This is a genomic window from Burkholderia mayonis (assembly GCF_001523745.2).
Classification (GTDB): Bacteria; Pseudomonadota; Gammaproteobacteria; order Burkholderiales; family Burkholderiaceae; genus Burkholderia; species Burkholderia mayonis.
In genome coordinates, this window is sequence record NZ_CP013387.1 from 2,219,389 (window position 1) to 2,245,958 (window position 26,570).

At 65.8% G+C, this 26,570-nt stretch carries 21 protein-coding genes; 2 read left to right on the top strand and 19 right to left on the bottom strand.

Going from position 1 to position 26,570, the window contains the following annotated elements; genetic code table 11:
* Nucleotides 1-182: 182 nt before the first annotated feature.
* From WS70_RS28765 to WS70_RS28810, 10 genes are read right to left on the bottom strand one after another with little or no spacing between them, the layout of a single operon-like run.
* Nucleotides 183-1,349: a glycosyltransferase family 4 protein gene (locus tag WS70_RS28765; RefSeq protein ID WP_059598562.1), complete on the bottom strand. Its 1,167-nt coding sequence runs from the start codon at nt 1,347-1,349 to the stop codon at nt 183-185.
* Nucleotides 1,349-2,533: a glycosyltransferase family 4 protein gene (locus WS70_RS28770; RefSeq protein WP_059472724.1), complete on the bottom strand. Its 1,185-nt coding sequence runs from the start codon at nt 2,531-2,533 to the stop codon at nt 1,349-1,351. Before WS70_RS28770 ends, WS70_RS28765 begins: the two co-directional genes overlap by 1 nt.
* A complete protein-coding gene (locus WS70_RS28775; RefSeq protein WP_059598585.1) occupies nt 2,530-4,005 on the bottom strand; it encodes a glucose-6-phosphate isomerase in 1,476 nt (491 codons plus the stop codon). Before WS70_RS28775 ends, WS70_RS28770 begins: the two co-directional genes overlap by 4 nt.
* Before the next feature lie 11 nt (nt 4,006-4,016).
* On the bottom strand, nt 4,017-5,156 hold the full coding sequence (locus WS70_RS28780) for a glycosyltransferase (RefSeq protein WP_059598586.1): 1,140 nt from the start codon (nt 5,154-5,156) through the stop codon (nt 4,017-4,019).
* Nucleotides 5,157-5,199: 43 nt separating this feature from the next.
* Nucleotides 5,200-6,147 (bottom strand): glycosyltransferase family 2 protein, encoded by a 948-nt coding sequence (locus tag WS70_RS28785; protein WP_059598561.1) that lies wholly within the window; start codon nt 6,145-6,147, stop codon nt 5,200-5,202.
* Nucleotides 6,148-6,178: 31 nt separating this feature from the next.
* Nucleotides 6,179-8,398 (bottom strand): polysaccharide biosynthesis tyrosine autokinase, encoded by a 2,220-nt coding sequence (locus WS70_RS28790; RefSeq protein ID WP_059598560.1) that lies wholly within the window; start codon nt 8,396-8,398, stop codon nt 6,179-6,181.
* A gap of 50 nt (nt 8,399-8,448) precedes the next feature.
* Nucleotides 8,449-9,624, bottom strand: a complete 1,176-nt coding sequence (locus tag WS70_RS28795; RefSeq protein ID WP_059472721.1) for a polysaccharide biosynthesis/export family protein — start codon at nt 9,622-9,624, stop codon at nt 8,449-8,451.
* Nucleotides 9,618-10,052, bottom strand: coding sequence for a low molecular weight protein-tyrosine-phosphatase (locus tag WS70_RS28800; RefSeq protein WP_059472720.1), 435 nt, complete (start codon nt 10,050-10,052; stop codon nt 9,618-9,620). Before WS70_RS28800 ends, WS70_RS28795 begins: the two co-directional genes overlap by 7 nt.
* 20 nt (nt 10,053-10,072) lie before the next feature.
* Nucleotides 10,073-11,485 (bottom strand): UDP-glucose dehydrogenase family protein, encoded by a 1,413-nt coding sequence (locus tag WS70_RS28805; RefSeq protein WP_059472719.1) that lies wholly within the window; start codon nt 11,483-11,485, stop codon nt 10,073-10,075.
* Between the two features lie 44 nt (nt 11,486-11,529).
* On the bottom strand, nt 11,530-12,912 hold the full coding sequence (locus tag WS70_RS28810) for an undecaprenyl-phosphate glucose phosphotransferase (RefSeq protein ID WP_059598559.1): 1,383 nt from the start codon (nt 12,910-12,912) through the stop codon (nt 11,530-11,532).
* A 428-nt stretch (nt 12,913-13,340) separates the two neighbouring features.
* Between WS70_RS28810 and WS70_RS28820 the strand changes: the two genes are divergently transcribed.
* Nucleotides 13,341-14,852 (top strand): mannose-1-phosphate guanylyltransferase/mannose-6-phosphate isomerase, encoded by a 1,512-nt coding sequence (locus WS70_RS28820; RefSeq protein WP_059472717.1) that lies wholly within the window; start codon nt 13,341-13,343, stop codon nt 14,850-14,852.
* 72 nt (nt 14,853-14,924) lie between these two features.
* Here the strand turns inward: WS70_RS28820 and WS70_RS28825 are convergent, their stop codons facing one another.
* The 9 genes from WS70_RS28825 to WS70_RS28880 all read right to left on the bottom strand — a co-directional run bounded on the left by WS70_RS28825 (nt 14,925) and on the right by WS70_RS28880 (nt 23,914).
* Nucleotides 14,925-15,929 (bottom strand): transposase, encoded by a 1,005-nt coding sequence (locus tag WS70_RS28825; RefSeq protein ID WP_059472716.1) that lies wholly within the window; start codon nt 15,927-15,929, stop codon nt 14,925-14,927.
* 589 nt (nt 15,930-16,518) lie between these two features.
* Complete coding sequence (locus WS70_RS28835) at nt 16,519-17,100, bottom strand: DUF3501 family protein (RefSeq protein ID WP_059598558.1); 582 nt, start codon at nt 17,098-17,100, stop codon at nt 16,519-16,521.
* Between the two features lie 28 nt (nt 17,101-17,128).
* Nucleotides 17,129-18,466, bottom strand: coding sequence for a heterodisulfide reductase-related iron-sulfur binding cluster (locus WS70_RS28840; RefSeq protein WP_059598557.1), 1,338 nt, complete (start codon nt 18,464-18,466; stop codon nt 17,129-17,131).
* A gap of 134 nt (nt 18,467-18,600) precedes the next feature.
* Entirely contained in the window at nt 18,601-19,023 is a 423-nt protein-coding gene (locus WS70_RS28845) for a rubrerythrin family protein (protein ID WP_010110230.1), read from the bottom strand.
* A gap of 282 nt (nt 19,024-19,305) precedes the next feature.
* Nucleotides 19,306-20,352 carry an N-acetylmuramoyl-L-alanine amidase gene (locus tag WS70_RS28850; protein ID WP_059598556.1) on the bottom strand — a complete coding sequence of 349 codons (1,047 nt, stop codon included), beginning with the start codon at nt 20,350-20,352 and terminating at the stop codon, nt 19,306-19,308.
* A 552-nt stretch (nt 20,353-20,904) separates the two neighbouring features.
* Nucleotides 20,905-22,173 (bottom strand): RNA polymerase sigma factor, encoded by a 1,269-nt coding sequence (locus WS70_RS28865; RefSeq protein ID WP_059598555.1) that lies wholly within the window; start codon nt 22,171-22,173, stop codon nt 20,905-20,907.
* A complete protein-coding gene (locus WS70_RS28870; protein ID WP_059472710.1) occupies nt 22,170-22,709 on the bottom strand; it encodes an SRPBCC family protein in 540 nt (179 codons plus the stop codon). Before WS70_RS28870 ends, WS70_RS28865 begins: the two co-directional genes overlap by 4 nt.
* Nucleotides 22,710-22,730: 21 nt before the next feature.
* Nucleotides 22,731-23,144 (bottom strand): YciI family protein, encoded by a 414-nt coding sequence (locus tag WS70_RS28875; RefSeq protein WP_059598584.1) that lies wholly within the window; start codon nt 23,142-23,144, stop codon nt 22,731-22,733.
* 416 nt (nt 23,145-23,560) lie between these two features.
* Nucleotides 23,561-23,914 (bottom strand): YciI family protein, encoded by a 354-nt coding sequence (locus tag WS70_RS28880; protein WP_059472709.1) that lies wholly within the window; start codon nt 23,912-23,914, stop codon nt 23,561-23,563.
* Nucleotides 23,915-24,281: 367 nt separating this feature from the next.
* On the opposite strand from WS70_RS28880, the gene WS70_RS28885 reads away from it, so the two are divergent.
* Nucleotides 24,282-26,156 carry an ExeM/NucH family extracellular endonuclease gene (locus tag WS70_RS28885; protein WP_059472708.1) on the top strand — a complete coding sequence of 625 codons (1,875 nt, stop codon included), beginning with the start codon at nt 24,282-24,284 and terminating at the stop codon, nt 26,154-26,156.
* The last annotated feature ends 414 nt before the right edge of the window (nt 26,157-26,570 follow it).

Consider the following 26,570-nt stretch of genomic DNA (forward strand, 5'->3'; position numbering starts at 1 on the left):
CACGACGGCCCGCGCAACGCCTGCGCACATCGTTCGAAAACGTTCGGCCGGCGGCATTGCGCCACACGGCGTCCTGCCTCGGCCAAACTCGCCAGAAAACCCACGACGATGCAGTGCGGCCCATCCGCTCGCACCGCGCATTGCGCGCGGGTAGGCGAACGCCCGAACGCCGCGTCCGCGCATCACGCTCCTGCCCGAATCGCTTCCTCGTAAACCTCCGCGACGCGCCGCGCGATCACCACGTTGTCGAAATGCTCGCGCGCATACTGCCGGCACGCATCGGCATCCGGCAGAACGAGCGAGCCCGACAACGTCGCAGTCAGCCCGTCCGCGATCGCGCGCGCGCCGATCTCGGGCAACACGAGCGCCTCGGACAAGCCGGCGACCGCCTCCGGCAACCCGCCGACGGGCGTCACGAGCACCGGCGTGCCGGACGCGAGCGATTCGACGGTGACGAGGCCGAACCCTTCGAGCGCGACGGTCGGCACGACGCTCAGCGTCGCCGCGCGATACAGCACGGCCAGATGGTTGTCCGGCACGAAGCCGAGCAGCGTCACGTTGCCGCCCAGTCCGGCGTCGTCGATCCGCTTCTGCAATTCGCCCTCGAGCCGCCCCTTGCCTGCGATCAGCAGGAGGACGTCCGGATGCCGGCGCCGCACGATCTTCACCGCGTCGATCAGATCCTCGAGCCCCATGCGCCGCACGAGCCGCCGCACCGCGAGCACGATCGGCCGGTCCTGCGGCAGTTGCAGCTTGCGGCGCGCGTCGGCGGACGTCATCGGCAGATCGAATTGCGCGGTGTCGACGCAACCCGGCACGACGCGCACACGGTCCGGATCGACGTTGTAGCGCGACGTGAGAATCTGGCCGAATGCGTTCGACAGCACGATGAGCCGCAGCGAGCGCGCGTAGACCGCCTGTTCGAGCCGGTGCTTGACCTTCTGCCCGAGCGAATCCGCGCCTTCGACATGACTCTCGTCCGCCCACGGTCCCTGGAAATGCGACACCTGCGGAATGCCGCGCGTCACGTCGAGACCGGGGAACGTGTACAGCGCGAAATGCGACGACACGACGTCCGGCCGCTCGATCCGAACCACGTCGCGCAGCGCGTGGCGCGCGGCGATCATCCGGCGCGGCAGCGACGACGTCGCCGGACCAAAGCCGCGGATCGCGCCCCCCGTGTCGGCCGCGACGCGCTCGGAGCCCGCGACGACGCCGCGCACCGCGACGCCCGCGCCCGGCAGCGCGCCGACGAGCGAGTAATACATGCGATCGAGCCCGCCCGCGCGTTCGGGAAACCAATGCATGCCGATTTGCAGTGACTTGATCGACGTTACGGTGTGCTTCATTACAATGGCTCCTGCGTCACGGCATGCTCGGCGCTGGCGAGCGACGGCGACTGCGACGAATGGCGCAGCCGCCGATACAGCGCGATGTATTGCGCGCCCATGCGCGCCCACCCGAATCCCTCCATCAGCTTGCGCGCCGCCTCGCCCATCGCGCGGCACGCTTCGCGCGAGCGCGCAAGGCGTTCGATCGCCTGCGCGAGCGCGGCCGGATCGTCGGGATCGTCGAGCACGATCCCGCAGTCCTGCGTGATGATCTCCGCGCCGCCCGCGGTGTGGGCGGTCACGACAGGCAGCCCCGCCGCCATCGCTTCGAGCAGCGACAGGCTCATTGCTTCGTAGCGCGAAGGAAACACATACGCATCGACGGACGACATCAGTGTCGGCATGTTCTTGACAAGCCCGAGGAAATGCACGCGCGAATCGATCTTGAGCGTACGCGCCTCGTCCGGATACGGGCTGCCGGGCAAGTATCCCGCGACTGCGAGATGCACGTCCGGCGGCAGCCGCGTCAGCGCCTTCAGCACGGTGCCGAGGTTCTTGCGCGGCGTGCGCAGATCGCCGACGAACAGCAGCATGAATGGTTCGGATGGCAAACCGAATGCAATGCGATCGGGCGCCGCGTTCGCGAACGCCTGCGTGTCGACGCCGTTGTAGATCACGCCGATCCGGTCGCCGTCGATGCCGATCCGCTCGATCTCGTCGGCCACCTTCCGCGACACGGCCGTGATCGCGCGCGAGCGGCGGTACGCCCAGCGTTCGAGCAGCGCATTCGTTCGCGTATAGAGGTACTGATACGCGGACCACAGCCCCTTCGACAAGCCGAACGGGTAGTAGGGGCTCGCGAACCAGCCGCCGTGGACGAAGTGCGCGGTATTCACGTCGGCGCGCACCCATGAGATGAAGCCGTTGACGTGCAGCACGTCGTACGTATCGCGATGGTTGCGCAGCCACCACCCGCTCTTGATCGCGAACACCTGCTGCTTGACGAGGTGCGACGGCCAGAAGCGGCCCACCTTCACCGGAATCCAGCGCACGCGCGCATCCGCGAGCAGTTCCGGTGCGACATGCGACGCGACGAGCGTCACCTGATAGTTCTCCTCGAGCGCCGCTCGCGCGATCTCGTAATTGACGCGTCCCTGGCCGTCGTTATGCCGCACGACGTGCGTGACGATGACGATTCTCACTGGTCGGCTCCCGGAAAACGCGCGGCGCTCGCGCGCTGTTGCTTTTGCCAGTGCGCCGCGGACAAGATCGAAAATATGCTCATGAACAGCAACAGCCCTCCCGTGCCGATGAACGAATTGGTGAAGACGAGCATCGCGAAGACAGACAAACTGAGACTCAGGCACGCGGCGACGAACTTGTCGCGGCGCAGCCGGAACGACGCGCGCAGCACGCGGCCGAGCAGCCACACGAGCCCGAACAGATAGAGCAGCGTGCCGGGCCAGCCGAGCACGAACGGCACGTTCATCACGCCGCTGTCGAAGCTGCCGTATTTGCCGAGATCGCCGTTGCTGCTCGACAACTTCGTCGACGCGCCGGTCGCGCCGAGCCCTTCGCCCGCGACGTCGGTAAACGCGGTCTGCGCGAACGTCGCATAGAACTTGTTGCGATCGTCATAGCTGCGGTCATCCTTCAGGTTCGTGATCGATTGCAGGCGCTGGCCGAGGCGGTCCGCGACGGGACCGACGGTCAAGAGCGGCACGCACAGCGCGGCCAGCACGATCGCGCTGCCGACGATCCGCACGCGCACGCGATTGCTCGATTTCGCGAGCTGGATCACGAGCGCGATCACCCAGCCGCCCCATGTCGATCGCACGAGACACAGGCAGAACGAGATGAAGCCGGCCGCGCCCGCAATCCAGCGCACGCGCCCGGTCGCGGCGATCATGAACACGAGCGCGCCCATCATCGCGAACGCGAACGGCCCCGACGAATTCATCGTGCTGAACACACGCACGCCATACGGCGCCGGATCGCCCTGCGAACTCATCTGCGCGCCGACCATCCACAGCACGTCCCACTTCGGCATCACGAAGAACTGCACGATGCCGTAAATGCCCATCACGAGCATTCCCCAGACGAACGTCGACAGAATCACCTTGCGATACTCAGGGTAGTCGCGCGAATTCACTACGATGTGAAAGCCGATCAGCACCGGGTAGAGCCAGTTCGCGAGGTCGTAGATGGCGGCAAGCGGCCCGCTCGACACGACGCCGACGAGAAACGCGTACATCAGGCCGGACAGGATCAGCAGCACTGGCAATCCGCGCCGCTCGGCGAGCACCCTGTAATGGCGCAGCAAGCCGAACCCCGCGATCATCGTGACCGCGAGCGGCGCGATCTGGATCAGGCTCGTCGGCGTATACGCCCCCTTCGACCAGTCGGCGAGGCGTCGCACCTCGGGACTCAGGAACCACATCCACCACATGAAGCCGACATAGCGCGCCGGACTCGTGAAATACAGCCACAAGCCGGCCGCGATCGCGAGGCACGGAAAACCATACGTCAAGATCGCGCCCTGATGCGCGGCGATCAGCAGTGCGGTGACGGACCACAAGCCCACCTGCGCGACCCAATGCTTCGGATCGCTCAGTAACTTTCGCCGGCTCGCGACCCGGCCGGATGCGGGAAGGGATAGGGTCGTCACGCTCATCGTCGCCGCCCTCATCCGTTCGAGCGCGAACGCGAATCCGCGAACGGCAGTGCAGCCTTCGCCGCCGCATGCGCACGGCGGCGCGTCAACAGATCGCGCGTGATCCGCATGTGCTGCGCGGCGAATTGCTGCGTCGTCAGATCGCTTTCCTGCAGCCGACGTGCGGCCGCCTGCGCGCGTGCGAGCGCCTGATCGGGCCGCGCGGCGAGCGCGTCGGCCGCGCGTCGCAGCGCGCTCACGTCGAACGGCTGCACGTAGGTCGCCGTGCCGTGAGGGAAATAATCGCGCAGCCCGCCGACGTCGCTGACGATCATCGGCTTGCCGGCCGCCGCCGCCTCGAGCATCACCGTGATGCCCGACGCGTGGTGATTCGGTCGCAGCGGCACGACGATCAGGTCCGCCCAGTCGTATAGTTCGCGCTGCCTCGCGATGCCCGACACGGATGCGATCTCGACGTTCGGCGCATGCAGCGCACGCGGAATCCGGCGACGCGTCGCGAGACGCACGTCATAGCGCGCGTCGCCGCCGAACGCAGTGACGAACGTCTTCCAGTCGCGATCGCGATCGTTGCCGATCGCCGCGATGCGCAGCGGCCGATGCGGCGACCATGCGTCCGGCATGCGCATCGGGAAATCCTGCGTGTTCAGCCCGTAATACACCTGCAACGCATCGCGCCGCAGATAGCGGCGGCACAGTTCGGCGTTGTCGCGCGCAAGCGTCGTCAGCACGTCCGCGCGGCCGAGCAGCTTCCGATATGCCCAGCGGCGCACCGCGCCATAGCCGGGCCACTTGTCGAGAAGCCACACGCTTTGCGCAAGCAGCAGCGGCTTCGCGCCGCGCGCGCCCGACAGCTTCAGCACGAGTGACGCCGCGAGATGCTCATGCTCGGTGTGCGTCCAGATCACATCCGAATCGAGCAGCGCGGCCCGGTTGCGCCACGCATGCATCAGATCGAAGCCGAGCACGTATTTCAGCGCGCGGCGGCCGACGCCGACGAGCCGGCTCTCGCGCGCGTCGTGCGAATACGTCAGTGCGAACTCTTCGGACTCCGCATGGTGATAGCCATACAGGCAGCCGATTTCGTCGCCGTTGCGATAGGTGCGCGGATCGGCGCCGTAAAACAGATGAACGTGAACCTTTGTGGCGGTCATGCGAAAACTCCAGCCCGAATCAAATGAATCTGCAATGCGTCGCTCATCGCGCGGCGCCGACATGCGGCTCGGACGCCATGCGCCGCGCATCGTGCGCACCGCGCCGCACCGCGCGCCAACGCACGCGCATGCTCGCGCCGTTCTTCGCGGCGACGGTCAGCACGACATGCACGAAGCCCGGATACGCGCGCGTGCCGACGAGCGTCCACCACCACCACGCGATCACGCGCCGCATGGGCGGCAGATGCTCGCGCAAGGTCAGATGCAGGTTGTACGCGGCGTTCGACAGCGCGGCCATCGACGCGGCGTCGCGCCGATCGTCGTCGAAGCGCTCGGCCGGATAATGGTCCACTGCGACGGCCGGGTCGTAGACGAGCTTCCAGCCCGCGCGCTTCACGCACATGCTGAACAACGTGTCGTTGTGTGTCTGCGCTCCCGCGCCGCGCAGACGCATGTCGAAGCGCAGTCCTTCGATCGCCGCGCGGCGATAGCTCATGTTCGCGCCCTTCAGCGTGTCGACTTCGCGTGCGCCGCCGACGCCCAGATGGTGATTGCCGATGATCTTGCCCGACACGGTGAGCCGGCCGACGAGCGCCTGCTCGCCGTCGAGCAGCCGGCCTTTCTCGTGCACCCAGTCGCGGCCGCCCACCGCGCCGACGCGCGGATCGGCGTCAAATATCGCGCCGATCCGTTCTAGCCAGTCGACGCGCGGCGCGGCATCGTCGTCGGTGATCGCGATCACGTCGCCGCGCGCGGCGTCGAGGCCGCGATTGAGCGCCGCCACTTGCCCCGGTACGTCGACCGCGACGATCCGCAGTGCAAGCGCGCCGCATACGCCCGGATCGGCGAGCCGCTCGTGGGTCGCATCGTCGTCGGAGCGCGCGACGACGATCACTTCTTCGGGCGCCACGCGCTGCCGCTGCAACGCGATCAGGCAGCGCGCGAGATCCGCGGGACGCCGGTAAGTCGGCACGAGTACGGAAATTTTCATCGTCACCTCGTCGATCGAAGCAGGGTCCGCGTCACGCGCTCAGATATTCGTGCACGGCCGCATAGCCGCGGCCGTAGCCGCGGGTGCGCGCCGGCACGCCGTTGAAGATCCCGCCTTGCAACTGCACGCCCGCGGTACGCAGTCGCTTGATCGCATCGCCGATCTCGCCCTCGGTATGCATGCCGGAGCGCAGCACGAGGAACGTCGAGCCGGCGAGCTCGCCGAAGATCGTCGCGTCGGTGACGGCTAAGATCGGCGGCGAATCGACGATCACCGCGTCATAGCGCTTCGCGAGGCCGTCGAGGTATTGAGACAGTCGCGGCGACATCAGCAGCTCCGACGGATTCGGCGGACGCGGGCCCGACGGGATGAACGACAGCCCCGGCACCGACGTTTCGCGGATCGCCTCTCCGAGCGCGACCTGATCGCTCAGCAGTTCCGACAGACCGTTCTTCACGCCCGTGCCGAAGTAGCGATCGAGCGAGCCGCGCCGCATGTCGGCGTCGATCAGCAGCACGCGCTTGCCCGAATGTGCGACGAGCGAGGCGAGGTTGACGGCGAGGAAGCTCTTGCCGACGCCGGGCGTCGGGCTCGTCAGCACGATCACGCGATTCTTTGCGTTCATCAGCGCAAACTGCATCGCGGTACGCAGGCTGCGCAGGCTTTCGACGCTCGGATCCTTCGGCCGCGCGCACGCGAGGATCGGCCGCACGCGATTGCCCTTGTCGGCGGCGTCGAAGCGCGTCTGCTCGGCGCTCACCGGCACGAGGCCGTACAGTGGCAGGTTGAATACGCGCTCGACGCGATCCGGATCCTCGATGCCATGGAACAGGTTGCGGCGCATGAACACGACGCTCGTGCCGAGGATCAGGCCGAGCAGCGTCGCCGCCGACAGGATCAGTACCTTCTTCGGCTTCACCGGCACGCCCGGGCGCAGCGCCGCGTCGACGAGGCGGATGTTGCCGCCCGTGCCGGCCTTCTGCACCGACAGCTCCTGTACGCGATTGAGCAGCAGCACGTAGATGTCTTCCGCGACCTTCGCGTTGCGCTGCAGCGCGACCGCCTTCACTTCGGTCGCCGGCAACCCGCGGAACTTGCCGTCGTACTTCGCGCGCTCCGCCTCGAGCTGCGCGAGCTGCTGCTTCGCCGCGACGACGAGCGGATGCTCTTCCGTGTAGCGCTGCGAGAGCGCCGCGAGCTGCAGCCGCTGCGCGGCGATCTGCTGCTCGTACTGGACACTGCCTTCGAGATAGACCTTCGCTTCGTCGCTCGCGTTGATCGAGCCCGACGTGCGCTGATATTCGGTGAGCTCCGCCTCCGCGCGCTCGAGGTCCGATTTCAGGCGCGGCTCCTCATTCTTCAGGAATTCGAGCATTTTCGTCGCTTCGGCCTGCTTGCTCGTGATGTGCTGGTGCAGGTACGACTGCGCAAGCGCGTTTGCGATCAGCGCAGTTAGCTCGGGATCCTTTCCTTCTAGCGAGATCTGGATCACGCCCGTCTGCTTGCCCTGCTCGGCCACTTGAATCGCCGACTGGAATCCGGTGATCGCATCGAGATCGTTCTGCCGGATCACCGTGAAGCGCGTGCCGGGGCGCGCGACGAGCTTCGACACGCTGATCGTCGCACCGCCACCCTGCTCATTCTCGCCAACCTTGCCGCGCAACAGCAGGTTGCCGTCCGGATCGGCGAGCGAGTAGTCGCCTCCCGCGCCTGCCGTCAGCGTCAGCTTCTTGCCTTCGAGCGCGGGCGTCACATTGATCGAATCGACGTCCGCCTCCTCGCCGCCCCATGCATACGACGACAGCCCGAGCCACGGCTTCGCCAGTTGCCCCGGCGTCGCGAGCCGCGCGGCGATCGCGCCGAGAATCGGAAATGTGTCCGGCGTGACCGACGAGTTCAGCTTGAACTGCTCGACGACCGGCGCGACGACGCCGCGGCTCTTGATGATCTCGATTTCCGCATCGGTCGGCGGCGTCGCCGGGCCGCTGTTGATGACGGCGCCCGTCTGCGTCTGCGTGAGCGCTTGCGACGTGTTGTCGCTCGCCTCGACGCGAACCTGCGCGTCGGCCGAATACACCGGCTTCGCGACATAGCAGTAGAGCCCGGCGAGCGCGATCACGAAAAGCGCGATGCCGAGAAGCAGCCAGATATCGTCGAGAATCACCTGGATCAACTGGCCCAGGACGACGTCTTCCTCGTCGGTCTTCACCACGAGGTCGGCATAAGGATGTTTCGCTTGCGTATTCACCATGCATTCCCGCTTGAGGTTGAGGCGGGCCGCGCGCGACGGCCCGGGACCGATCAGCGCGTGATCTGCTTCATGTAATAAATCGACTGGATCGTCGGAAACACCTGCTGGAGCAGACGGTTGAAGCGCACCGACTCGGTCGTGCCGACATAGACGACATCGAGCGGCTTCAGCTGAAAGCGGCTCGACAGCATCAGCGCGTCTGGCTGCGTCATGTCGAGACGGAAGATGTCGGGCGTATTCGGTTTGTCCTTCAGGTCGCGCAGCACGTAAATCTGGCGCGGGTTCGCGTCGGTATCGAGAATTCCGCCGCCTGCCGTCAGCGCATCGGCGATCGTCAGGCGGCCCTTGAGCATCGGCACCGTCGCGGGCGTCTTCACTTCGCCCATCACGAACACGCGGCTGTCGCTGCGGTCCGGCACGTTGACGATATCGCCCGGCTGCAGCATCACGTTCTGCGTGACGTCGCCGCGATCGAGCATTCCATTCGCGTCGAGCTGGTAGAACTTGCCGTCGCGCGTGAGGCGCACCCGCTGCAGGTCGGCCTCGTTGGTCGAGCCGCCCGAGCGCGTGATCGCGTCGACGAGCGTGATCGGCACGTCGGTGATCGCGAGCGGACCGGGCGTCTTCACTTCGCCCGTCACCTGCACCTTCTGACTGCGGTACGACAGCACGCGCACGTCGACCTGCGGGTTCTTCACGTAGCGCGCGAGCCGCGCGGAGAGTTCGTCGCGCACCTGGCCGACCGTCTTGCCGACCGCCCGAAGGCGGCCGACGAACGGAAAGTAGATCGTGCCGTCCGCGCCCACCGTCTGCCCGTACGGATCGGCCTGTCCGGGCAGTGCATTCGTATACGGTTGCTGCAGCGCGCCCGCGACCGTCTGCGTCGTGTTGCCGCCGCTCGAGAACGACTGACCTTGCGGCGTCGTCAGCTCTGGGTGATCCCAGACGGTGACGCCGAGAATGTCCTGCGGCGCGATCCGGTACACGTACTGCGCCGGATCGGTGTAGTTCGACGGCGGCAGCGGCTGATCCTTGCGCTGCGCTTCGGCCTGCGAAACGACCAGCTGCGCGGTGATGAGTTGCACGTTGTAGTGCTCGGTCGGTTGCGCATCCTTGTCTTCGAGGCGCGACGTATCCATATAGTTGCCTGGCGCCATCGAGCACGCCTGCAGCAACGATGCGAACGCGACGGCGAGCGCCATGGGTTTAAGCGAACGATTCAGCATATCTTTTGCAACCATCCTTGAACCAGACGTTCGATCAATGTGTAGCTCTGTCGATAATCGACCTCGGGACCGCCGTAGGGATCGGCGATCTCGGTGTCTTCCCATTTGCCGAGCAGATGCACCTTGCCGCGCGCGACCGGATCGAGCGATTCGACGTCGGCGATCTGCCGGCGCTCGGTGACGAGAACGAGATCTGCCGCACGCATGAGCGCTCGATTCAAGCGCCGCGAACGGTGCGGCGCGGCGTCGACGCCGCGCTCCGCCAACAGGCGCGACATCGTCGGATCGATGCCGTCGCCGTCGTTCGCATCGATGCCCGCCGAGTGGAATGCGAGCGCGGCGCGCGACGCCATCGACTTGAACAGCAGCTCCGCGGCCGGGCTTCGGCACACGTTCGCATGGCATACGATCAGAATATTGCGGAACATGGTCGAACTCGCGTTGTCACTCACGCTCTGGCGCGCGCGGCGCGCTTGTCGCTCGCCGCCGCGCGCGATGCGGCGCCCGGCCGTCCGATCGGGTAATACTCGATGCCGAGCTCGCGCATCGCGATCGGCTCGTACAGGTTGCGTCCGTCGAAAATCACGGGTGTTTTCCAGCGCTTGCCGAGCGCGACGAAATCCGGGCTCTTGAACGCCTTCCATTCGGTGACGATCACGAGCGCGTCCGCGTCCTGCGCGACTTGCGCCTCGTCGTCGGCAAACGCTAGTCGCGCGAGCGCGTCCTGACGATCGCCCAAGTCGAGCGCGAGCACACGCTGCGCTTCCGCCTGTGCGACCGGGTCGTACGCAGTGACGTGAGCGCCGCGCGACAGCAACTCGGCGATCAGCGCGCGGCTCGGCGCTTCGCGCATGTCGTCGGTGTTCGGCTTGAACGCGAGACCCCAGACGCCGAAGCGAAGGCCGGTCAGGTCCTCGCCGAAACGCGCGACGACCTTCTGCGCGAGCACGCGTTTCTGTTCGTCGTTGACGGCCGACACCGCCTGCAGCACGCGCAGCGCCTGCCCGTGCTCGGCCGCCGTGCGGATCAACGCTTCGACGTCCTTCGGAAAGCAGGAGCCGCCATAGCCGCAGCCCGCATACAAGAAGTGATAGCCGATCCGCGGATCGGAGCCGATCCCGCGCCGCACTGCTTCGATGTCGGCGCCGAAGCGGTCCGCCAGATTCGCGAGCTCGTTCATGAACGAGATGCGCGTCGCGAGCATCGCGTTCGCCGCGTATTTCGTGAACTCCGCCGAGCGCACGTCCATGTACAGCGTGCGCTCGTGATTGCGGTTGAACGGCGCATAGAGCTTCTTCATCAGCTCGCGCGCGCGCTCGCCGGGCACGTCGTCGTCACAGCCGATCACGATCCGATCCGGCCGCGTGAAGTCCTCGACCGCCGCGCCTTCCTTCAGGAACTCCGGATTCGACACGACCGAGAACATCGAGTCGTCGCCGCGCGCCTTCAGTTCGTCGGCGACCGCCGCGCGCACGCGCTCGGCCGTGCCGACGGGCACCGTCGACTTGTCGACGATCACCTTGAAGCCCTTCATGTAGCGGCCGATGTTCCGCGCGGCCGCGAGCACGTATTGGAGATCCGCAGAGCCGTCCTCGTCGGGCGGCGTGCCGACCGCGATGAATTGCACGTCGCCGTGCGCGACGGCCGCCTCGACATCGGTCGAGAACTGCAGCCGGCCCGCCGCGCGATTGCGCGCGATGATCTCGGCAAGGCCCGGCTCGTGTATCGGCACGCCGCCGCCGTTCAGTACGTCGATCTTTTTCCGATCGACGTCGAGACAGAACACATCGTGGCCGATGTCGGCGAGACAAGCGCCCGTGACGAGCCCCACATAACCGCTGCCGATGATAGTCAGATTCATCTGTCGAACCTCTTACCCAGTGAGTCGGAAACGCGTTGCCGCGCTCAGTACGCGTTGCTGCCGGTGAAGCCCTTCCACAGCGTCAGCGCGACGATCTTGATGTCGAGCCAGAACGACCAGTTCTGCATGTAGTACAGATCGAGTTTCACGCGGCCCATCATCTTCTCGATGCGATCGGTTTCGCCGCGAAAGCCGTTGATCTGCGCCCAGCCCGTGATGCCCGGCTTGATCCGGTAGCGGAACATGTAGCCCTTGACGAGATCCTTGTAGATGTCGTCGTGCTCGAGCGCATGCGGACGCGGACCGACCACCGACATCTCGCCCTTCAGCACGTTGATGAACTGCGGCAGTTCGTCGAGGCTCGTGCGGCGCAGGAAGCGACCGACGGACGTCACGCGCGAATCGTTCTTCCTCGCCTGCGTGACCTTCCCCTCCGCCTCGTGATGCACCTTCATCGAACGGAACTTGTAGATCTCGAATTCGTTGCCGTCGACGCCCTTGCGCTTTTGCCGGAAGAACACCGGGCCGGGCGACGTCAGCTTGACGAGCGCCGCGATCACGAGCATCGCGGGCGCCAGCATCGCGAGCGCAGCAAGCGCGAACAGCCGGTCAAACACGAACTTCGGCAGGATCCGAACGTCGGTGATCGGCGACGCGGCGAGATTGATCGCGGGCACGCCGAGCAGTTCGATGACTTCCTGATTGAAAAACGACAGGCTGCGCACGTCCGGCACGAATCGAATGTTGACGAAATCGTTTCTGAACTCGGTGACGATCCGGTGAATCTGCGGCTCCTCGGAAAGCGGCAGCACGAGCCACAGCTCGCCGATCTCGCGGCTGCGCACACGGCGCACGAGGTCGCCGAAGCGGCGCTCGATCGCGATGCCGTCGAGTTCGGCCGTCGCCGCGTCGCTGCGTCCGTCGTAGATGCACACTGGATTGAAACCCGCATCCGGACGCGCTCGCATGTGGGCGACGAGGCGCTTCGTCGCGGTCGCGTCCGCGCTGCCGACGATCGCGACCGACTTGTGATTGAAGCCGCCGCGCCGCAGTTGCCGCAGCACCGCGTACACGCCGGCCTTCGATGCGACGAGCAGCGTGATCGTCGTCATCGCCCAGTAGCCGAGCCACAGGCGCGACAGAGCGCCCGCGTGATGGACGCTGAAGCTCATCAGGATTCCCGCCAGCTCGACGACGAGCCACGCGACCGACACGCGCCACATAAGCCCGAACACCGGCTTGCCGCGCCACGACTGGTAAATGCCGAACGCCGGGAAGAACACGATGACGAGCATGCAGTCGAACACGACGACGGTGCGCCGCAGGTCGTCGAGCCACACGAAGCCGCCGCGATGAATCATGGCGGCGATCAATGCGCCTGCCACGGCCATCGCGATATCGATCATCCTAGCCAGTACGCTCAGCATGGTTCTTCCTCGTGAGACGGAAACCGGCCGCACACATCCCGTCGATGTGCATCCGATTTAAACATTGCATGCCGTTATTGAACCGGGAAGAAAATCCCTCCCGCAAGCGCACAAGTATTTCTAAAAATAATCGGAAATTTTTTCAGGGACACGACGATAATAAATCAGAATATTTTGCCGAAGCAATCACCTCGATAGACAACCAGAAGAGACGAACATGCCGACGAAAGCCTTTACCTACAAGGCTTTGACGGGTTGGAACCCAATATTTTTTTAATTTTTTATTCATTACTTCGCACGCATCCCATGCAATTTGCGTGCACCTCACGACAGCAAGCTGCCAATCGAGCGTGTCCGCACGATTCTTTTATTGTCGATTTACGTCGTGCTACAACGTCGGGACAGTCTTGTACTCGAGGAGTGTCATCATGAACACCACGCTCGCCACCGACGCCCGTCCCGCTTGCGTCGCCGCCGGCACGCACCTTTCCGTGCAACCCGTCGTGCTGGCCGGAGGCTCGGGCACGCGGCTCTGGCCGATGTCGCGCGAGCGCCATCCGAAACAATTGATCAATCTGCTCGGCGACGAGTCGCTGCTGCAATCGACCGCGCGCCGCCTCGACGGTCTGTCGACCAGTCATCCGGTATCCGAACGAATGATCATCGTGTGCGGAGAAGAACACCGCTTCACGACCGCCGAGCAACTGCGACTCGCGGGCAAGGACGCGACGCTCGTGCTCGAGCCGCTCGGCCGCGACACCGCGCCGGCGCTGACGATCGCCGCGCTACGCGCGGTCGCGGACAGCGACGACCCGGTGCTGACCGTAATGCCGGCCGACCACGCGGTCGCCGACGTCGCGCGTTTCCAGCAAGCGGTCGCAGCCGGCGTGCGCTACGCCGAACAAGGCATGATCGCGACGCTCGGCATCGTGCCGACGCACGCCGAGACGGGCTACGGCTACATCCGCGTCGGCGCGGGCGCGAGCGACGCGGAACCCGGCGTCGCGGTCAGGAAGCTCGACCGCTTCGTCGAGAAGCCGCACCTGGAACTCGCCCAGCAATATGTCGCCTCGGGCGAATACTGGTGGAACAGCGGCATCTTCATCGTCCGCGCATCGGTATGGCTGAAGGCGATTCGCCACTTCCAGCCCGCGATCCACGAAGCATGCGCGCGCGCGGTCGCGCTCGGCAGCGATGACGGTCCGTTCTTCCGCGTCGATCGCGACAGTTTCGCCGCGTCGCCGTCGAACTCGATCGACTATGCGGTGATGGAACCGCTTTCGAACCTGCCCGCCGTCTGCGAATGCGTCGTCGTGCCGCTCGACGCCGGCTGGTCCGACGTCGGCTCGTGGGACGCGCTCTGGCAGATCAGCGACAAGGACGACGACGGCAACGTCGCGCGTGGCCGCGTATGCTTCGAGCAAGCGTCGTCGACGTTCGCGCATTCGGAAGGACGCCTGATCGCCTGCGTCGGCACGCAGAATCTCGTCGTCGTCGAAACGCCCGATGCAATCCTAGTCGCCGATCGCGCGCACGTGCAGGACGTAAAGAAAATCGTCGGACGCCTGAAGGCGGAGTCCGGCCCGGAAGCGTCCGACCACCGCAAGGTGCATCGCCCGTGGGGAAACTACGATTCGGTCGACAGCGGCGAGCGCTTCCAGGTGAAGCGGATCGTCGTCAAGCCGGGCGCGCGCCTGTCGCTGCAGATGCATCATCACCGCGCCGAGCACTGGATCGTCGTGCGCGGCACCGCGCGAATCACGCGCGGCGACGAGACATTCCTGCTGTCGGAGAACGAGTCGACCTACATTCCGCTCGGCGTATCGCACCGGCTCGAGAATCCCGGCAAGATGCCGCTCGAACTGATCGAAGTGCAATCGGGCTCGTATCTCGGGGAAGACGACATCGTCCGCTTCGAAGACAACTATGGACGACACTGACGGAACGGCCGCACCGCAGCGGCCACGCGGCCCGCGCGCAAGCGGGCCGCGTGGCGAACGGCACGACCGCATTCAACCGACGCGATACGCGTACTCGCGCCGGTCGACCTGCACTTGCGGTGCATCGCCGCGTCCGTCTGCGAGTGCGCGGCGCCGTTCGGCCGCGAAGTGCTTGATATTGGTCTCGGCCAGCGCGAGCGCGGACAGCCCGGCGATCGTCGGCACCGATTTGCTCGCCTGCTCGGCAGCAGGCGCCGGCGCCTCGCGTGCATTCCGCCCGCCCGCGCATTGGCGGTCAATCCACTGGCGCGCCCAATCGAGCGCGTACTGCTCCGCCGATTCGGCATCCGTGAAACGCGGGCCAATGAGTCCCGAACGCTCGACGCGCCGATCGTCCTGCACGATCTCGGCCCATGCCCGATACATCAGGTTCTGCACGGGCTGCGCGATACCGTACACGGTATAGCCGCGATAGGTTTCGGTTTGCGGTGCATGCATCCCGAAGCTGAACGACGCGGGATGCGGCCTGCCATGTCCATGGTCGCGTACGGACGCGCCCGGCGCCGTGAAGCCGTGGTGATGCGACGCCTCGACGTCGCGATGCTCGCCTCCCTCCTCGTCGCTCGTGAAGCGTCTGACGTTCACGCCCGTGCCCGAACGGCAAACGCTGGCTTGAGCGACCGGCAATTGCCACGACTCGGGGTTTTGCCAGAACACCCCGCGCAGGCGATCGCAATCGGCGGGCGGCTCCGCACGCCGAACGAGCGCGACAGGCTCCGGCGGCGGCGGCACATACGCGAACGCACGGCCGCTTTCTTCCGATAGCACTTTCACCATCTCGCCGAGCGTACCGCTCGCGAGCCATTCTTCGAAGCGGCGTCGGCACGTCGGGCCGGATGGATAACGGCCGGGCAGCTTCGACCACGGGTCGCCCGTGGTAAGAATCCAAAGCACCGCGTTCGCGACGACCCGATTCTCTGCGCGCGGCCGGCCTCGTCGGTTCAGCCGGATGGGTTCATCGGCGATCAACGTCGACAGACGGGCCCACTCTTCATCGTTTAGCTCATCGAAGAACATAGATCTCTCCACACAGCCAGGCCGGGCTGCGATTGGCGGCACGGTCGCGAGCGAATCGCACTCGCAACCGCGGCCAGGTTGCACATGGACGCTATTCGGTTGTGCACGCCGGTTCGCTAAGCACAAACAAGGTGCCGTGACTCCCGACGATGACGCACGAACCACTGTCTCACTCGTATGCGATATTTTTTGTGCATGAAGCATACCATCATCAGGGTTTATCTCAATATGACAACGGCGTCATGTTACTCACTGAAACAAGATAGTAGTCAAGCAGGGTCAGCATTTCATTTCTATTTTTATGATGTTTTTATTTAGATCAGCTCGAAAGCCCCGCCCATAAAGGCTGAATGGAATGTGAAAAATACATTGCAAACGGGCTACGACGCAAGCTCCGACCCTGTGCGGCAGCATTTTCCGACGTCGTTGCAACATCGGTAAATAAATGGAAAATACGTGACAAATTGTTTATTGATCGGCAATTAAATCCTTTTTCAATCGTTATACTTTTCATTGCACGCAATCTCATAAATGATTGAATGCGATCGATGCCAGCTCCGTCGGCTGCGTGCCGGACTGGCTCGCCCGCTCAGTCCAGGTCGCTCGCGAGCGACGCTGCGACGTCCGGGTCGATCCGCATCGTTTGTACCGGATAGTTAGGATGGTCGCATCCGATCGACAGCGGCGCGCCCGCCTTGAGCTTCGCCTTCATCGCGTCGCTCAGCTCGAAGCGCACGAAGTGCACGGCGGAAGTCTTCTCGTCCGTGTCGCGCTCGAGATCTTCATCGGCAATCGCATAGACGGGCGTCTCATCGCCGACGACGAGGAATACACGATCTTCGATGCCGATGAGCCGTGCCAGCGCCGCGCGTCGCTCCTTTTCGTTTTCGTATTCGATCTGCATCGTCGCTTTGAAATTGCTGCCGTCGGGTACGAGCGGCAGATATGCTTCGAGCTCGCCCGAGATGCCCGCCTCGTCGAAGATCTTCTCGATGTGCAGCATCTCGTGGATCTGATAGCGGATCGTCGTCTCGTCCTCGAACAGGAAGCGCAAGTGATTGCCGAGCGACACCGCACGGCGCTTCTTGTGTGCGATCACACGTGCATGTTCTTGCCGGCGCACCTTCGCATAGGCTTCGAGCGTCAACAGCGAGTCGCGGGTGAGCGTCATGTCGTGCTCCTCGTTCGGTACGACGTGCTCAGATGCCGTATGCCTTGCGCAGCAGCGTGATCGGATGGACGAGCGGAGGCGGCGCGACGCCTTTCGCGCCGATCCCCTCTTCGATGTGATGTCCGGCGAGCGCGCAATCGGACGACATGTAGTCGGGCGTCTGCTCCGCCATCGCCTTGAACACCGGCGCGCCGATCTTCAGCGCCTGCGCATGGAATTCCTTCTTCACGCCGAACGTACCCGCGTGCCCCGAGCAGCGCTCGACAACGTTCACCTTCGTACCCGGCACGAGCGACAATGCGTCGGCCGTCTTGCGCCCGATGTTCTGCACGCGCGCATGGCACGGCACGTGGTACGACACGGTGCCGAGTTCGTGCTTGAAGTCGGTTTTCAGCAGGCCGTCGCGATGGCGCGCGATCACGTATTCGAACGGATCCCAGAACGCGTCGGCAACCGCGCGTACGTCGGGGTCGTCGGGAAACATCAGCGGCAGCTCGCTCTTGTACATCAGCACGCAGCTCGGAATCGCGCCGATCAGCGCATAGCCTTCGTGCGCATAGCGTGAGAGCACCGCGATGTTCGCCTCCTTCTTCCTCGCGACGCCTTCCAGATTGCCCTGCTCGAGAAGCGGCATCCCGCAGCATGCTTCGCTCGTGACGAGCTCGTAGGGAATGTCGTTGTGCGCGAGCACCGCGAGCAGATCGTGGCCGATGCCCGGCTCGTTGTAGTTCACGTAGCAGGTCGCGTAGATCGCGACGCGCCCCGGCGTGCGCTCGCCGTCACGCGGCAGCGGACCGGGCGAGCGCTGCGCGGCGCGGCGGAACTTGCGCGGCGCGAACGGCGGCAGCCACGCGTGCCGATCGACGCCGAGCGTCGCTTCGAGCGCACTGCGCACGGGAGGCGTGCGGTTCGCGACATTGACGGCTTGCGTGACGATCGGAATGCCGGCGAAGTAGCCGAGCATGTCGGTGTTCGACAGCAGCTTGTCGCGCAGCTTGATGTCGTTGCGCTTGTAGCGCGCGGCCTTCGCACGCAGCATCAGATGCGGGAAATCGACGTTCCAGGGATGCGGCGGCACGTACGGGCATTTCGTCATGTAGCAGAGGTCGCACAGATAACACTGGTCGACGACTTTGCCGAACGATTTCGGATCGACCGCATGCGCCTCGCCCGTCTCGGTCTCGTCGACGAGATCGAACAGCGTCGGAAACGCGCCGCACAGCGACACGCAGCGCCGGCAGCCGGCGCAGATCTCGAACACGCGGGTAAGCTCGGCGTCGATCGCGGCTTGATCGTGGAACGCGTCCGAGCGCCAATCGAGCGGATGGCGGGTGGGAGCCTCCAGACTGCCTTCTCGGTGGGACATGGGGCAGCTCCATCACGTTGCGCGCGGCCGCGCGCGTTGTGCCGGAACGCACGGCGACGCGCACGCGCTCCCGCGCAGCCGCCTCCGGCTGACGGTACGAGGAGCGAACGCTCGCGCGCCGGCGAGCGGCGCGCTCAGTCGACGAGCGCGTCGAGCGCCTTCGTATACCGATTCGCGTGGCTGCGCTCCGCTTTCGCGAGCGTCTCGAACCAGTTCGCGATTTCGTCGAAGCCTTCTTCTCGCGCGGTCTTCGCCATGCCAGGGTACATGTCGGTGTACTCGTGCGTCTCGCCCGCGATCGCCGATTGCAGGTTCTGGCGGGACGAGCCGAACGGCAAGCCCGTCGCCGGATCGCCGACCGCTTCCAGATACTCGAGGTGGCCGTGCGCGTGGCCGGTTTCGCCTTCGGCCGTCGAACGGAACAATGCGGCGATATCGTTCTGTCCCTCTACGTCCGCCTTCGATGCGAAATACAGGTAGCGGCGATTCGCCTGCGACTCGCCGGCGAACGCGTACTTCAGGTTCTCTTCGGTCTTGCTGCCCTTGAGCTGTGCCATCTGCGCCTCCGTGTCTCATGCCGGCGCGCGCGGCGGCGGGCCGGATGAACGATTGTGGGGAACGATGCGCAGCTCGGCTGCCGCCGCTGGGGCACCGTGCATTTCAATCTAGGCGCTCTCGCGCGCATCCCCCAATAGGCTTTTTCAATGTCGTCGATAGTGCGGCGATGGCGGGAGGCAGCGACGGCGGTCAGGCGATGACGATGACGATGACGATGACGATGACGATGACGATGACGATGCCGCGCCGCATTGCGGCGCGGCACACGCTCGCCTACGGCGTCAGCGCGGCGACGCGGGCGCGAGCGGCCACGCGTCGCTGCCCTTCTCGCCCGTCGGCGCGGTCGCGCCCGGCAGCGCCTGCTTGCTGATCGAGCGACTGCGGTTGAAGTACTTCTCGAGCAGCGCATCGAGGATCGCAACCGTCTCGACATCCGGCACGCCGTCGTAACGCGACGGCCGGAAGTGCATCTGGAACGCCGACACGACGTTGACCGTCTGCGCGTCGAGCGCGCCCGTCTGCGGCGTGTCGTAGCCGTACGCGAGCAGCTTCGACTGCAGGCTCGCGACGTCGCCCGCGAACGGCCGGTTGGTCCGGTAGTAATCGACAGCTTCCGCCTCCGGCCACGCGCCGATCCGATATTGATCGTAGAGCTTCTTCCACGGGAACAGCGGCCCGGGATCGGTCTTGCGGCCGGGCGCGACGTCCGAGTGTCCGACGACCTTCTGCGGCAGCACCTGATGCCGCGCGACGACGTCGGCAGCGAGGGCGCCGAACACCGCGACCTGCGCATCCGGATACGGATACCAGCGCCGGTTCATCAGCGGCAGGTTTTCGTCTTCCGGCGGGAAACCGAGATTGACGATCTCGATGCCGACCGAGCCCGCGTTGAGCATCCGGTCGCCCTGCCAATAGCTGACGCCCGCATGCCATGCGCGGCGCGCCTCGGGCACGAGCTCGAATACCTTGAAGCGCTGGCCGTCGTCGGCCGCGTCGGGCACGAGATAGTGCGAGCTGACCTGCCGTTGCGGATCGGTCAGCGATGCCAACGAATCCGCGAGCGTCTGCGCCGTGTAGTGCAGCACGAGCGTGCGCACCCGCGAATCCTGATTCGGCGACTGGATCGAGCGGTCGATCGTATAGCTCGCGCCGGCTGCCGCACCGGACGACTGCGACGCATCCTGCGCGTGCGCGGACGACACGACGCCGTCGCCATCGCCGCAACCGGCGAGCGGCAGCATGAGCATTCCCACCGGCCATGCCGACGAACGCGCGAGAAAACCGCGCCTGCCCTCGTTGATGATTTTCGCTTGTTGTTCTTCAGCCATACCCTTTTCCGTAAGAGTCGTAACTTGCGATTGAGAATCGGCGCGATGCGCCGAGCGAGTAAATTGCGCGATGAAGCGACGCGCGACCGTGGGAGTCGGCGAGGCAGCGCAAGTTCCGATTCGGAGTGCGACGTATTCGCGGAAAACGGGAAAGCTTCGAAGCGAAGCCGACGATGCGACCGCGTGAAGATGAAGATGCACTGCGTGTCGATATTTCGCGCGGGCGACGCGTGGCGTGTGGTTGCGGCTTGCGGCTTGCGGCTTGCGGCTTGCGGCTTGCGGCTTGCGGCTTGCGGCTTGCGGCTTGCGGGAGGCTACGTCAAGCGCGTCGCCATGTCGGAACGAAACGACGCCGCCCCGACGCATGACGACAACGAGCAACGACTCGCATACGCATCGTCCTCCTGATCGATGTCGAAACACGCCACGCGCGGCAACATGACATATGCCGGGGTGCAACGCGCGGGCGACGACGCCTCACGCACGCGCAATCCGCCAATCCGCCAATCCGCCAATCCGCCAGTCCGACCGCCCAGATCGCCCCACGACGCATCATCGCTCCATCGCCCGCGCGAGCAGCATCTCGCGCTCGCGCGCATTGAGCGTCATGTCGGCCGCGCGCCGAAACTCCGCCTGCGCCTCGTCGCGCCGCCCGAGCTTCGCGAGCAGATCGCCGCGCACGCTCGGCAGCCAGTGGTAGCGCGCGAGCGCCGGATCGGCGGCGAGCGCGTCGACGATTTCGAGCCCCGCCGCCGGCCCGAACGCCATGCCGACCGCGACTGCGCGATTCAGCTCGACAACGGGTGAAGGCGCGACTTGCGCAAGCGCATCGTAAAGCGCGACGATCTGCGCCCACTCGGTGTCGTCGGCGCTGCGCGCACGCGCGTGACACGCGGCGAGCGCCGCCTGCAGCGCATACGGGCCGCTCGCGCCGCCGAGCGCTTCCGAGCGCGCGAGGGCGGCGAGCCCGCGCCGGATCAGCAACGGATCCCAGCGGCTGCGGTCCTGATCGAGCAGCAGCACCGGACGCCCTTGCGCATCGGTGCGCGCGTGCATCCGCGACGCCTGGATTTCCATCAACGCGACGAGTCCATGGACTTCGCTCTCGTCGGGCGCGAGCTCGGCGAGCACGCGTCCGAGCCGCAGCGCTTCGTCAGTCAGCGCGGGACGCATCCAGTCGTCGCCGGCCGTCGCCGAATAGCCTTCGTTGAAGATCAGGTAGATCACTTCGAGCACCGAAGCAAGCCGCGACGCGCGCTCCGGCGCGCGCGGCACCTCGAACGGCACCTTCGCCGCCGACAACGTGCGCTTCGCGCGCACGATCCGCTGTGCGATCGTCGGCTCGGGCGTGAGGAACGCGCGCGCGATCTCGCCCGTCGTCAGCCCGCCCAGCAGGCGCAGCGTGAGCGCGACGCGCGCGTCGGTCGACAGCACCGGATGGCACGCAGTGAACACGAGCCGCAGCAGATCGTCGCCGATGTCGTCGTCGCGCGCCGCTTCGAGCACGTCGACGACGTCCGGCGCCACGTGTGCGCCGAGCGCGTCGAGATCGAGGCCGATCTGCTCGCGCTTGCGCGCATGCAGCGCGTTCTGTCGCAGGTGATCGAGCGCGCGGCGCTTCGCGGCCGTCATCAGCCATGCGCCCGGATTCTCCGGCACGCCGTCGCGCGGCCAGTGCTCGAGCGCGGCGACGAGCGCGTCCTGCGCAAGCTCCTCGGCGGCGCCGACGTCGCGCACGAGCCGCGCGACGTGCGCGATGATTCTTGCCGCCTCGATCCGCCAGACGGCATCGATCGCGCGATGAACGGCGGCGTCCGTCATGCGCGCCCTTCCGCGAGCGCCTTCAGGTTCGCGAGCCCCGCGGTGAAATCCGCACCGATCATCTTGTCGATGCTGAAGAACACCTGCATCAGCTTCGACAGGAACGGCGACGGGCCGCGCATCGCCCACGTGACGACCGTCGCGTCGCCGTCCGGCCGCAGCGTGAATTCCGCGACGTCGTGCGCCTCGAACGGCTTCACGAAATCGAGCCGCATCGTCACGTGCGACGGCGCTTCGAGCTCGGTGATCTCGAAGCGCCCGACGCCGACCTTATCGCTCGTCCACGCATAGCTCGCGCCGACACCGGACGTCACCGCGCCGTATTCGCCGCGCAGCGCCGGATCCTTGCGCTCATATGGGTTCCACGTATTGAAGCGGTGCAGGTCCGCCACGTATGGAAAGATGCGCTCGGCGTTCGCATCGATCCGCGCGCTGCGCTCGACGCGAAACGTGCCCGGCCGCGACGCCGCATACAGCATCAGCAGCAGCGCCAGCGCGACCGCCGCCGCGCAGGCGATCACCACGATCTCGACCATCGCCGTCTCCTCTCGCTCGCGTCAGCCGAGCTTGCTGTCGAGCTCGCGGAACCGCTCGACCGCATCGCTCGGCTCGAAGTCGTCGAACTCGAACAGCTGCCGCACTTCGATCTCGCCGTCCTCGCGCTCGCCGAACGGCGCGGGAAAACGGCGGGTCCATTCGAGCGCCTCGTCGCGCGACCGCACCTGGATCAGCGTATAGCCGGCGATCAGTTCCTTCGTTTCGGTGAACGGACCGTCGACGACGGTGCGCTTGCCGCCCGAATAACGAACGCGCCAGCCCTTCGACGACGGCTGCAGCCCCGACGCATCGAGCAGCACGCCCGCCTTCGCCAGTTCTTCGTGATAGGTCGCCATCGCGGCGATCAGGGATTCGTCGGGCATCGCACCGGACTCGCTCGTCGCGTTGGCCTTCACCATGATCATGAAACGCATCGCTCTCTCCTTTGGCAGATGGACGGACGCCTCATCCGGCATCCCGACCCTACGACGGACAATGCGATCGCCGCTCGACATTCCGGGCGTCGAACTCGGGAAAACCCCTAGCGCCGGTTCACGCGCATGACGGGCTTGCACTCGCCGCCCAAAAAGCCAAGCGCAAGAACGAATACAGGATGTATTCGCAGCGGGCATGGCGCGGCGATCGGCCTTTCCGGCGGCCGATCCCGCGAAATTCGGGGTGTTTGGCCCGGCCAGACGATGCGCCTCCCTCGTTGCACTGCGCCCCGCGGTAAGCCCCGTTGGCAGGCGGCATGCAGCGCACGTTCGCAAACCCGTTTAGCGTGAACGGACCCTGGATCGATGCGATACGCGACGCCCGGCGGGCGTCGGTCGGATTCACGCGAAACCGCTCAGGAGAAGCACGGGCCGATCTCGCGCACCTCGACCGAGCACCACTCGGCAGCAGGGCAGCCCTTCGCGATTGCGAGCGCTTCGCCTTCCGTCTCGACGTCGAGCAGGAAGAAGCCGCCGACCATTTCCTTCGCTTCGGCGAACGGTCCGTCGACGAGGCGCACTTCGCCGTTGCGCACCTGCACGCGCGTCGACTTGTCGTCGGACACGAGCGATTCGGCGCCGATCAGCACGCCGCGCGATTGAAGCTCGCCGGCGAAGTGGCGCATCCGCTCGTACAGGATTTCGCCTTCGGCTCGCGTGCGTGCCGTGCGTTGGCCCCGCGGTTCGATGATCAACAACATGTAGCTCATTTGCGTCACCTCCTGTGACGATGCCGTCCGGAATCGCTCGATGCGGCCGCATCGAGCCGGCAATCGCTGATGGCCGCGCCTCTATTCTGAGCGGCTGGCGTGCGGCGGTCCATCGGAATCGAAGGCTTCCCCTGCGATGCGGAACCGCGCGGGTGAACACGCGGCCGGCGCGTGAAAGCGCCCGGCGTCGCCTCGCCCCGGATGCAGGAAACGGTTCTATCGCGAATCGCCGATCCCGCATCGACGATGCGCCGTGAATACGGCCCCCAAAAATATGGCCTGATTACATATCCATGTCTATTCTTTACGCAAAACTGTCAACATGCGTCATTAAGCTTTCAGGATTCCCACACAACGGACCGTCCTCATGCGCACTCCGATACCCTTGCTCGCCGCCCTGTCGCTCCTTCCGTCCCTCGCCGCCGCGCCCGCCTTCGCGGCCACCGCCGCGCCCGTCAGCACGAACTGCGGCGGCAGCGCGACGCCGATCGCCGAGATCCAGGGCGCCGGCGCACCGTCTCCGCTCGCCGGCCAGAATGTATCGATCGAAGCCGTCGTCACGGCCGACTTCGGCGGCACCGACGGCTTCGGCGGCTTCTTCGTCCAGCAGGCCGATCCGCAGCGCCGCAACCAGCCCGGCGTGTCCGAAGGGCTGTTCGTCTATGCGCCGAAGGCGCGCGCGCAAGCGGGCGATCTCGTGCATCTGGCGGGCAAGGTCGAAGAGAAATACGGGCAGACGCAGCTCACGCTGTCGGGCGGCATCGCGGTCTGCGGGAGCGGCCAGTCGGTCACGCCCGCGACGCTCACGCTGCCCGTCGACAACGCGAGCACGTTCGCCGCATACGAAGGGATGCTCGTGCGGCTGCCGCAGACATTGACCGTCACCGAAGTCTACGAGCTCGGCCGCTACGGCAGCGTGCTGCTCAGCAACGGGCGCCTGCGCACGCCGACGAGCGTCGTGCCGCCCGCGCAGGCGAAAACGGTGGCCGAAGCGAACGCGCGCAACCGGCTGATCCTCGACGACGGCTCGAACAAGCAGAATCCGGCGACCATCCCGTATCCGGCGCCGGCGCTGAGCGCCGCGAACACGCTGCGCGCGGGTTACACGGTCGGCGGCGTCGAAGGCGTGCTGGAGATGCGCTACGGCGCGTGGCGCCTGCAGCCGGTGCCGGGCGCGCGCACGCCGGCGTTCGGCGCGAGTGCGAATCCGCGCACGACTGCGCCCGCACGCGATCCGCGCGCGAACCTGCGGGTCGCTTCGTTTAACGTACTGAATTATTTCAACGGCGACGGCACCGGCGGCGGCTTCGACGATCCGAACAACCGCGGCGCGAAGAACTACGACGAGTTCGTCCGTCAGGACGCGAAGATCGTCAGCGCGCTGAAAGCGCTCGATGCCGACGTGATCGGCCTGATGGAAATCGAGAACGACGGCTACGGCGAGCTGAGCGCCGTGCGCCAACTGGCGGCGAAGCTCGGCGACGGCTGGCGCGTCGTCGATCCGGGCGTCGCGCGGCTCGGCGGCGACGCAATCTCGGTCGCGCTGATCTATGACAGCCGCAAGGTGAAGCCGGTCGGCCAGGCGGCGACGCTCGCGATCGACGACAAGAACCGCCAGCCGCTCGCGCAAACCTTCCGGCCCGTCGGCGGCTCGCGCGCGGTGACGGTCGCCGTGAATCACCTGAAATCGAAGAACTGCCCGGACGCAGCGGGCGACGACCTCGACCAGGGCGACGGCCAGGGCTGCTGGAACGCGACGCGCACGCGCGCGGCGTCGAAGGTCGCGGACTGGCTCGCCCGCACGCCGACCGGCGTGCCGAGCGAAGGCGTGCTGCTGATCGGCGACCTGAACAGTTACACGTACGAGGACCCGGTTCGCACGCTCGAGTCGCGCGGCTACGTGAATCTCGTGTCGAGCAAGATCGGCGCGGGCGCGTACAGCTACGTGTACAACGGCGAGGCCGGCTATCTCGACCACGCGCTCGCGTCGCGCGCGCTCGCGTCGCGCGTGAAGGCGGTGCACGACTGGCACATCAACGCGGACGAGCCGATCGCACTGCAATACACGCTCGCGTACAAGACCGCCGAACAGCAGCGCACGTACTACGCGCCCGACGCGTATCGCTCGTCGGATCACGACCCGGTGCTGATCGACATCGCGCTCGCCGACGAATATGCGGCCGCCGCCTCCCGCAAGGGCGCAGAAATGGCGGACGCGCATAGTCGTCGCGCCTGGCGGTAACGCATCCGATGTCGCGCCGTTCGTCATGCGGGCCGTGTGACGAACGATGCTTCCGCGCATGCCGTGCGATGCCGGCATGCGCGGAAGCGGTGCCGGGCATCGAGCGGCTGGTTGCCGGTCGCCGGTTGCCGACGCAGACAAATCGGCCTCCTTTGAATTTTCCTCGTCGCATCGCTTCAACGCATGTCGCTCGCGAACACATTCGACGATTGCGGCGACGAATCCGCGATCGATCCGCTCGTGCCGGCGACGTCGGATCATTCGGCGCGCACACGCGCTGCCGTGCCGACATGACGACGGAATCCTCACGGCGATCGCTTCGCGAAACGCCCGTCCCGCCCCCTCGAGCGATCGCGGCAATGGACGAAACGGTCCGCACAAGAAGCAAAAGACCGCAGCCGGTGCGCAATCGGA

Coding starts and splice junctions, on each gene's coding strand:
- WS70_RS28840 (WP_059598557.1), bottom strand. CDS start 18,466: ATGTCCCACCGAGAAGGCAGTCTGGAGGCTCCCACCCGCCATCCGCTC.
- WS70_RS28865 (WP_059598555.1), bottom strand. CDS start 22,173: ATGACGGACGCCGCCGTTCATCGCGCGATCGATGCCGTCTGGCGGATC.
- WS70_RS28875 (WP_059598584.1), bottom strand. CDS start 23,144: ATGCGTTTCATGATCATGGTGAAGGCCAACGCGACGAGCGAGTCCGGT.
- WS70_RS28785 (WP_059598561.1), bottom strand. CDS start 6,147: ATGAAAATTTCCGTACTCGTGCCGACTTACCGGCGTCCCGCGGATCTC.
- WS70_RS28805 (WP_059472719.1), bottom strand. CDS start 11,485: ATGAATCTGACTATCATCGGCAGCGGTTATGTGGGGCTCGTCACGGGC.
- WS70_RS28790 (WP_059598560.1), bottom strand. CDS start 8,398: ATGGTGAATACGCAAGCGAAACATCCTTATGCCGACCTCGTGGTGAAG.
- WS70_RS28820 (WP_059472717.1), top strand. CDS start 13,341: ATGAACACCACGCTCGCCACCGACGCCCGTCCCGCTTGCGTCGCCGCC.
- WS70_RS28880 (WP_059472709.1), bottom strand. CDS start 23,914: ATGAGCTACATGTTGTTGATCATCGAACCGCGGGGCCAACGCACGGCA.
- WS70_RS28845 (WP_010110230.1), bottom strand. CDS start 19,023: ATGGCACAGCTCAAGGGCAGCAAGACCGAAGAGAACCTGAAGTACGCG.
- WS70_RS28795 (WP_059472721.1), bottom strand. CDS start 9,624: ATGCTGAATCGTTCGCTTAAACCCATGGCGCTCGCCGTCGCGTTCGCA.
- WS70_RS28775 (WP_059598585.1), bottom strand. CDS start 4,005: ATGAGCGTGACGACCCTATCCCTTCCCGCATCCGGCCGGGTCGCGAGC.
- WS70_RS28780 (WP_059598586.1), bottom strand. CDS start 5,156: ATGACCGCCACAAAGGTTCACGTTCATCTGTTTTACGGCGCCGATCCG.
- WS70_RS28810 (WP_059598559.1), bottom strand. CDS start 12,912: ATGCTGAGCGTACTGGCTAGGATGATCGATATCGCGATGGCCGTGGCA.
- WS70_RS28765 (WP_059598562.1), bottom strand. CDS start 1,349: ATGAAGCACACCGTAACGTCGATCAAGTCACTGCAAATCGGCATGCAT.
- WS70_RS28800 (WP_059472720.1), bottom strand. CDS start 10,052: ATGTTCCGCAATATTCTGATCGTATGCCATGCGAACGTGTGCCGAAGC.
- WS70_RS28870 (WP_059472710.1), bottom strand. CDS start 22,709: ATGGTCGAGATCGTGGTGATCGCCTGCGCGGCGGCGGTCGCGCTGGCG.
- WS70_RS28835 (WP_059598558.1), bottom strand. CDS start 17,100: ATGACGCTCACCCGCGACTCGCTGTTGACGCTCGAAGCCTATGCGAAG.
- WS70_RS28850 (WP_059598556.1), bottom strand. CDS start 20,352: ATGGCTGAAGAACAACAAGCGAAAATCATCAACGAGGGCAGGCGCGGT.
- WS70_RS28885 (WP_059472708.1), top strand. CDS start 24,282: ATGCGCACTCCGATACCCTTGCTCGCCGCCCTGTCGCTCCTTCCGTCC.
- WS70_RS28825 (WP_059472716.1), bottom strand. CDS start 15,929: ATGTTCTTCGATGAGCTAAACGATGAAGAGTGGGCCCGTCTGTCGACG.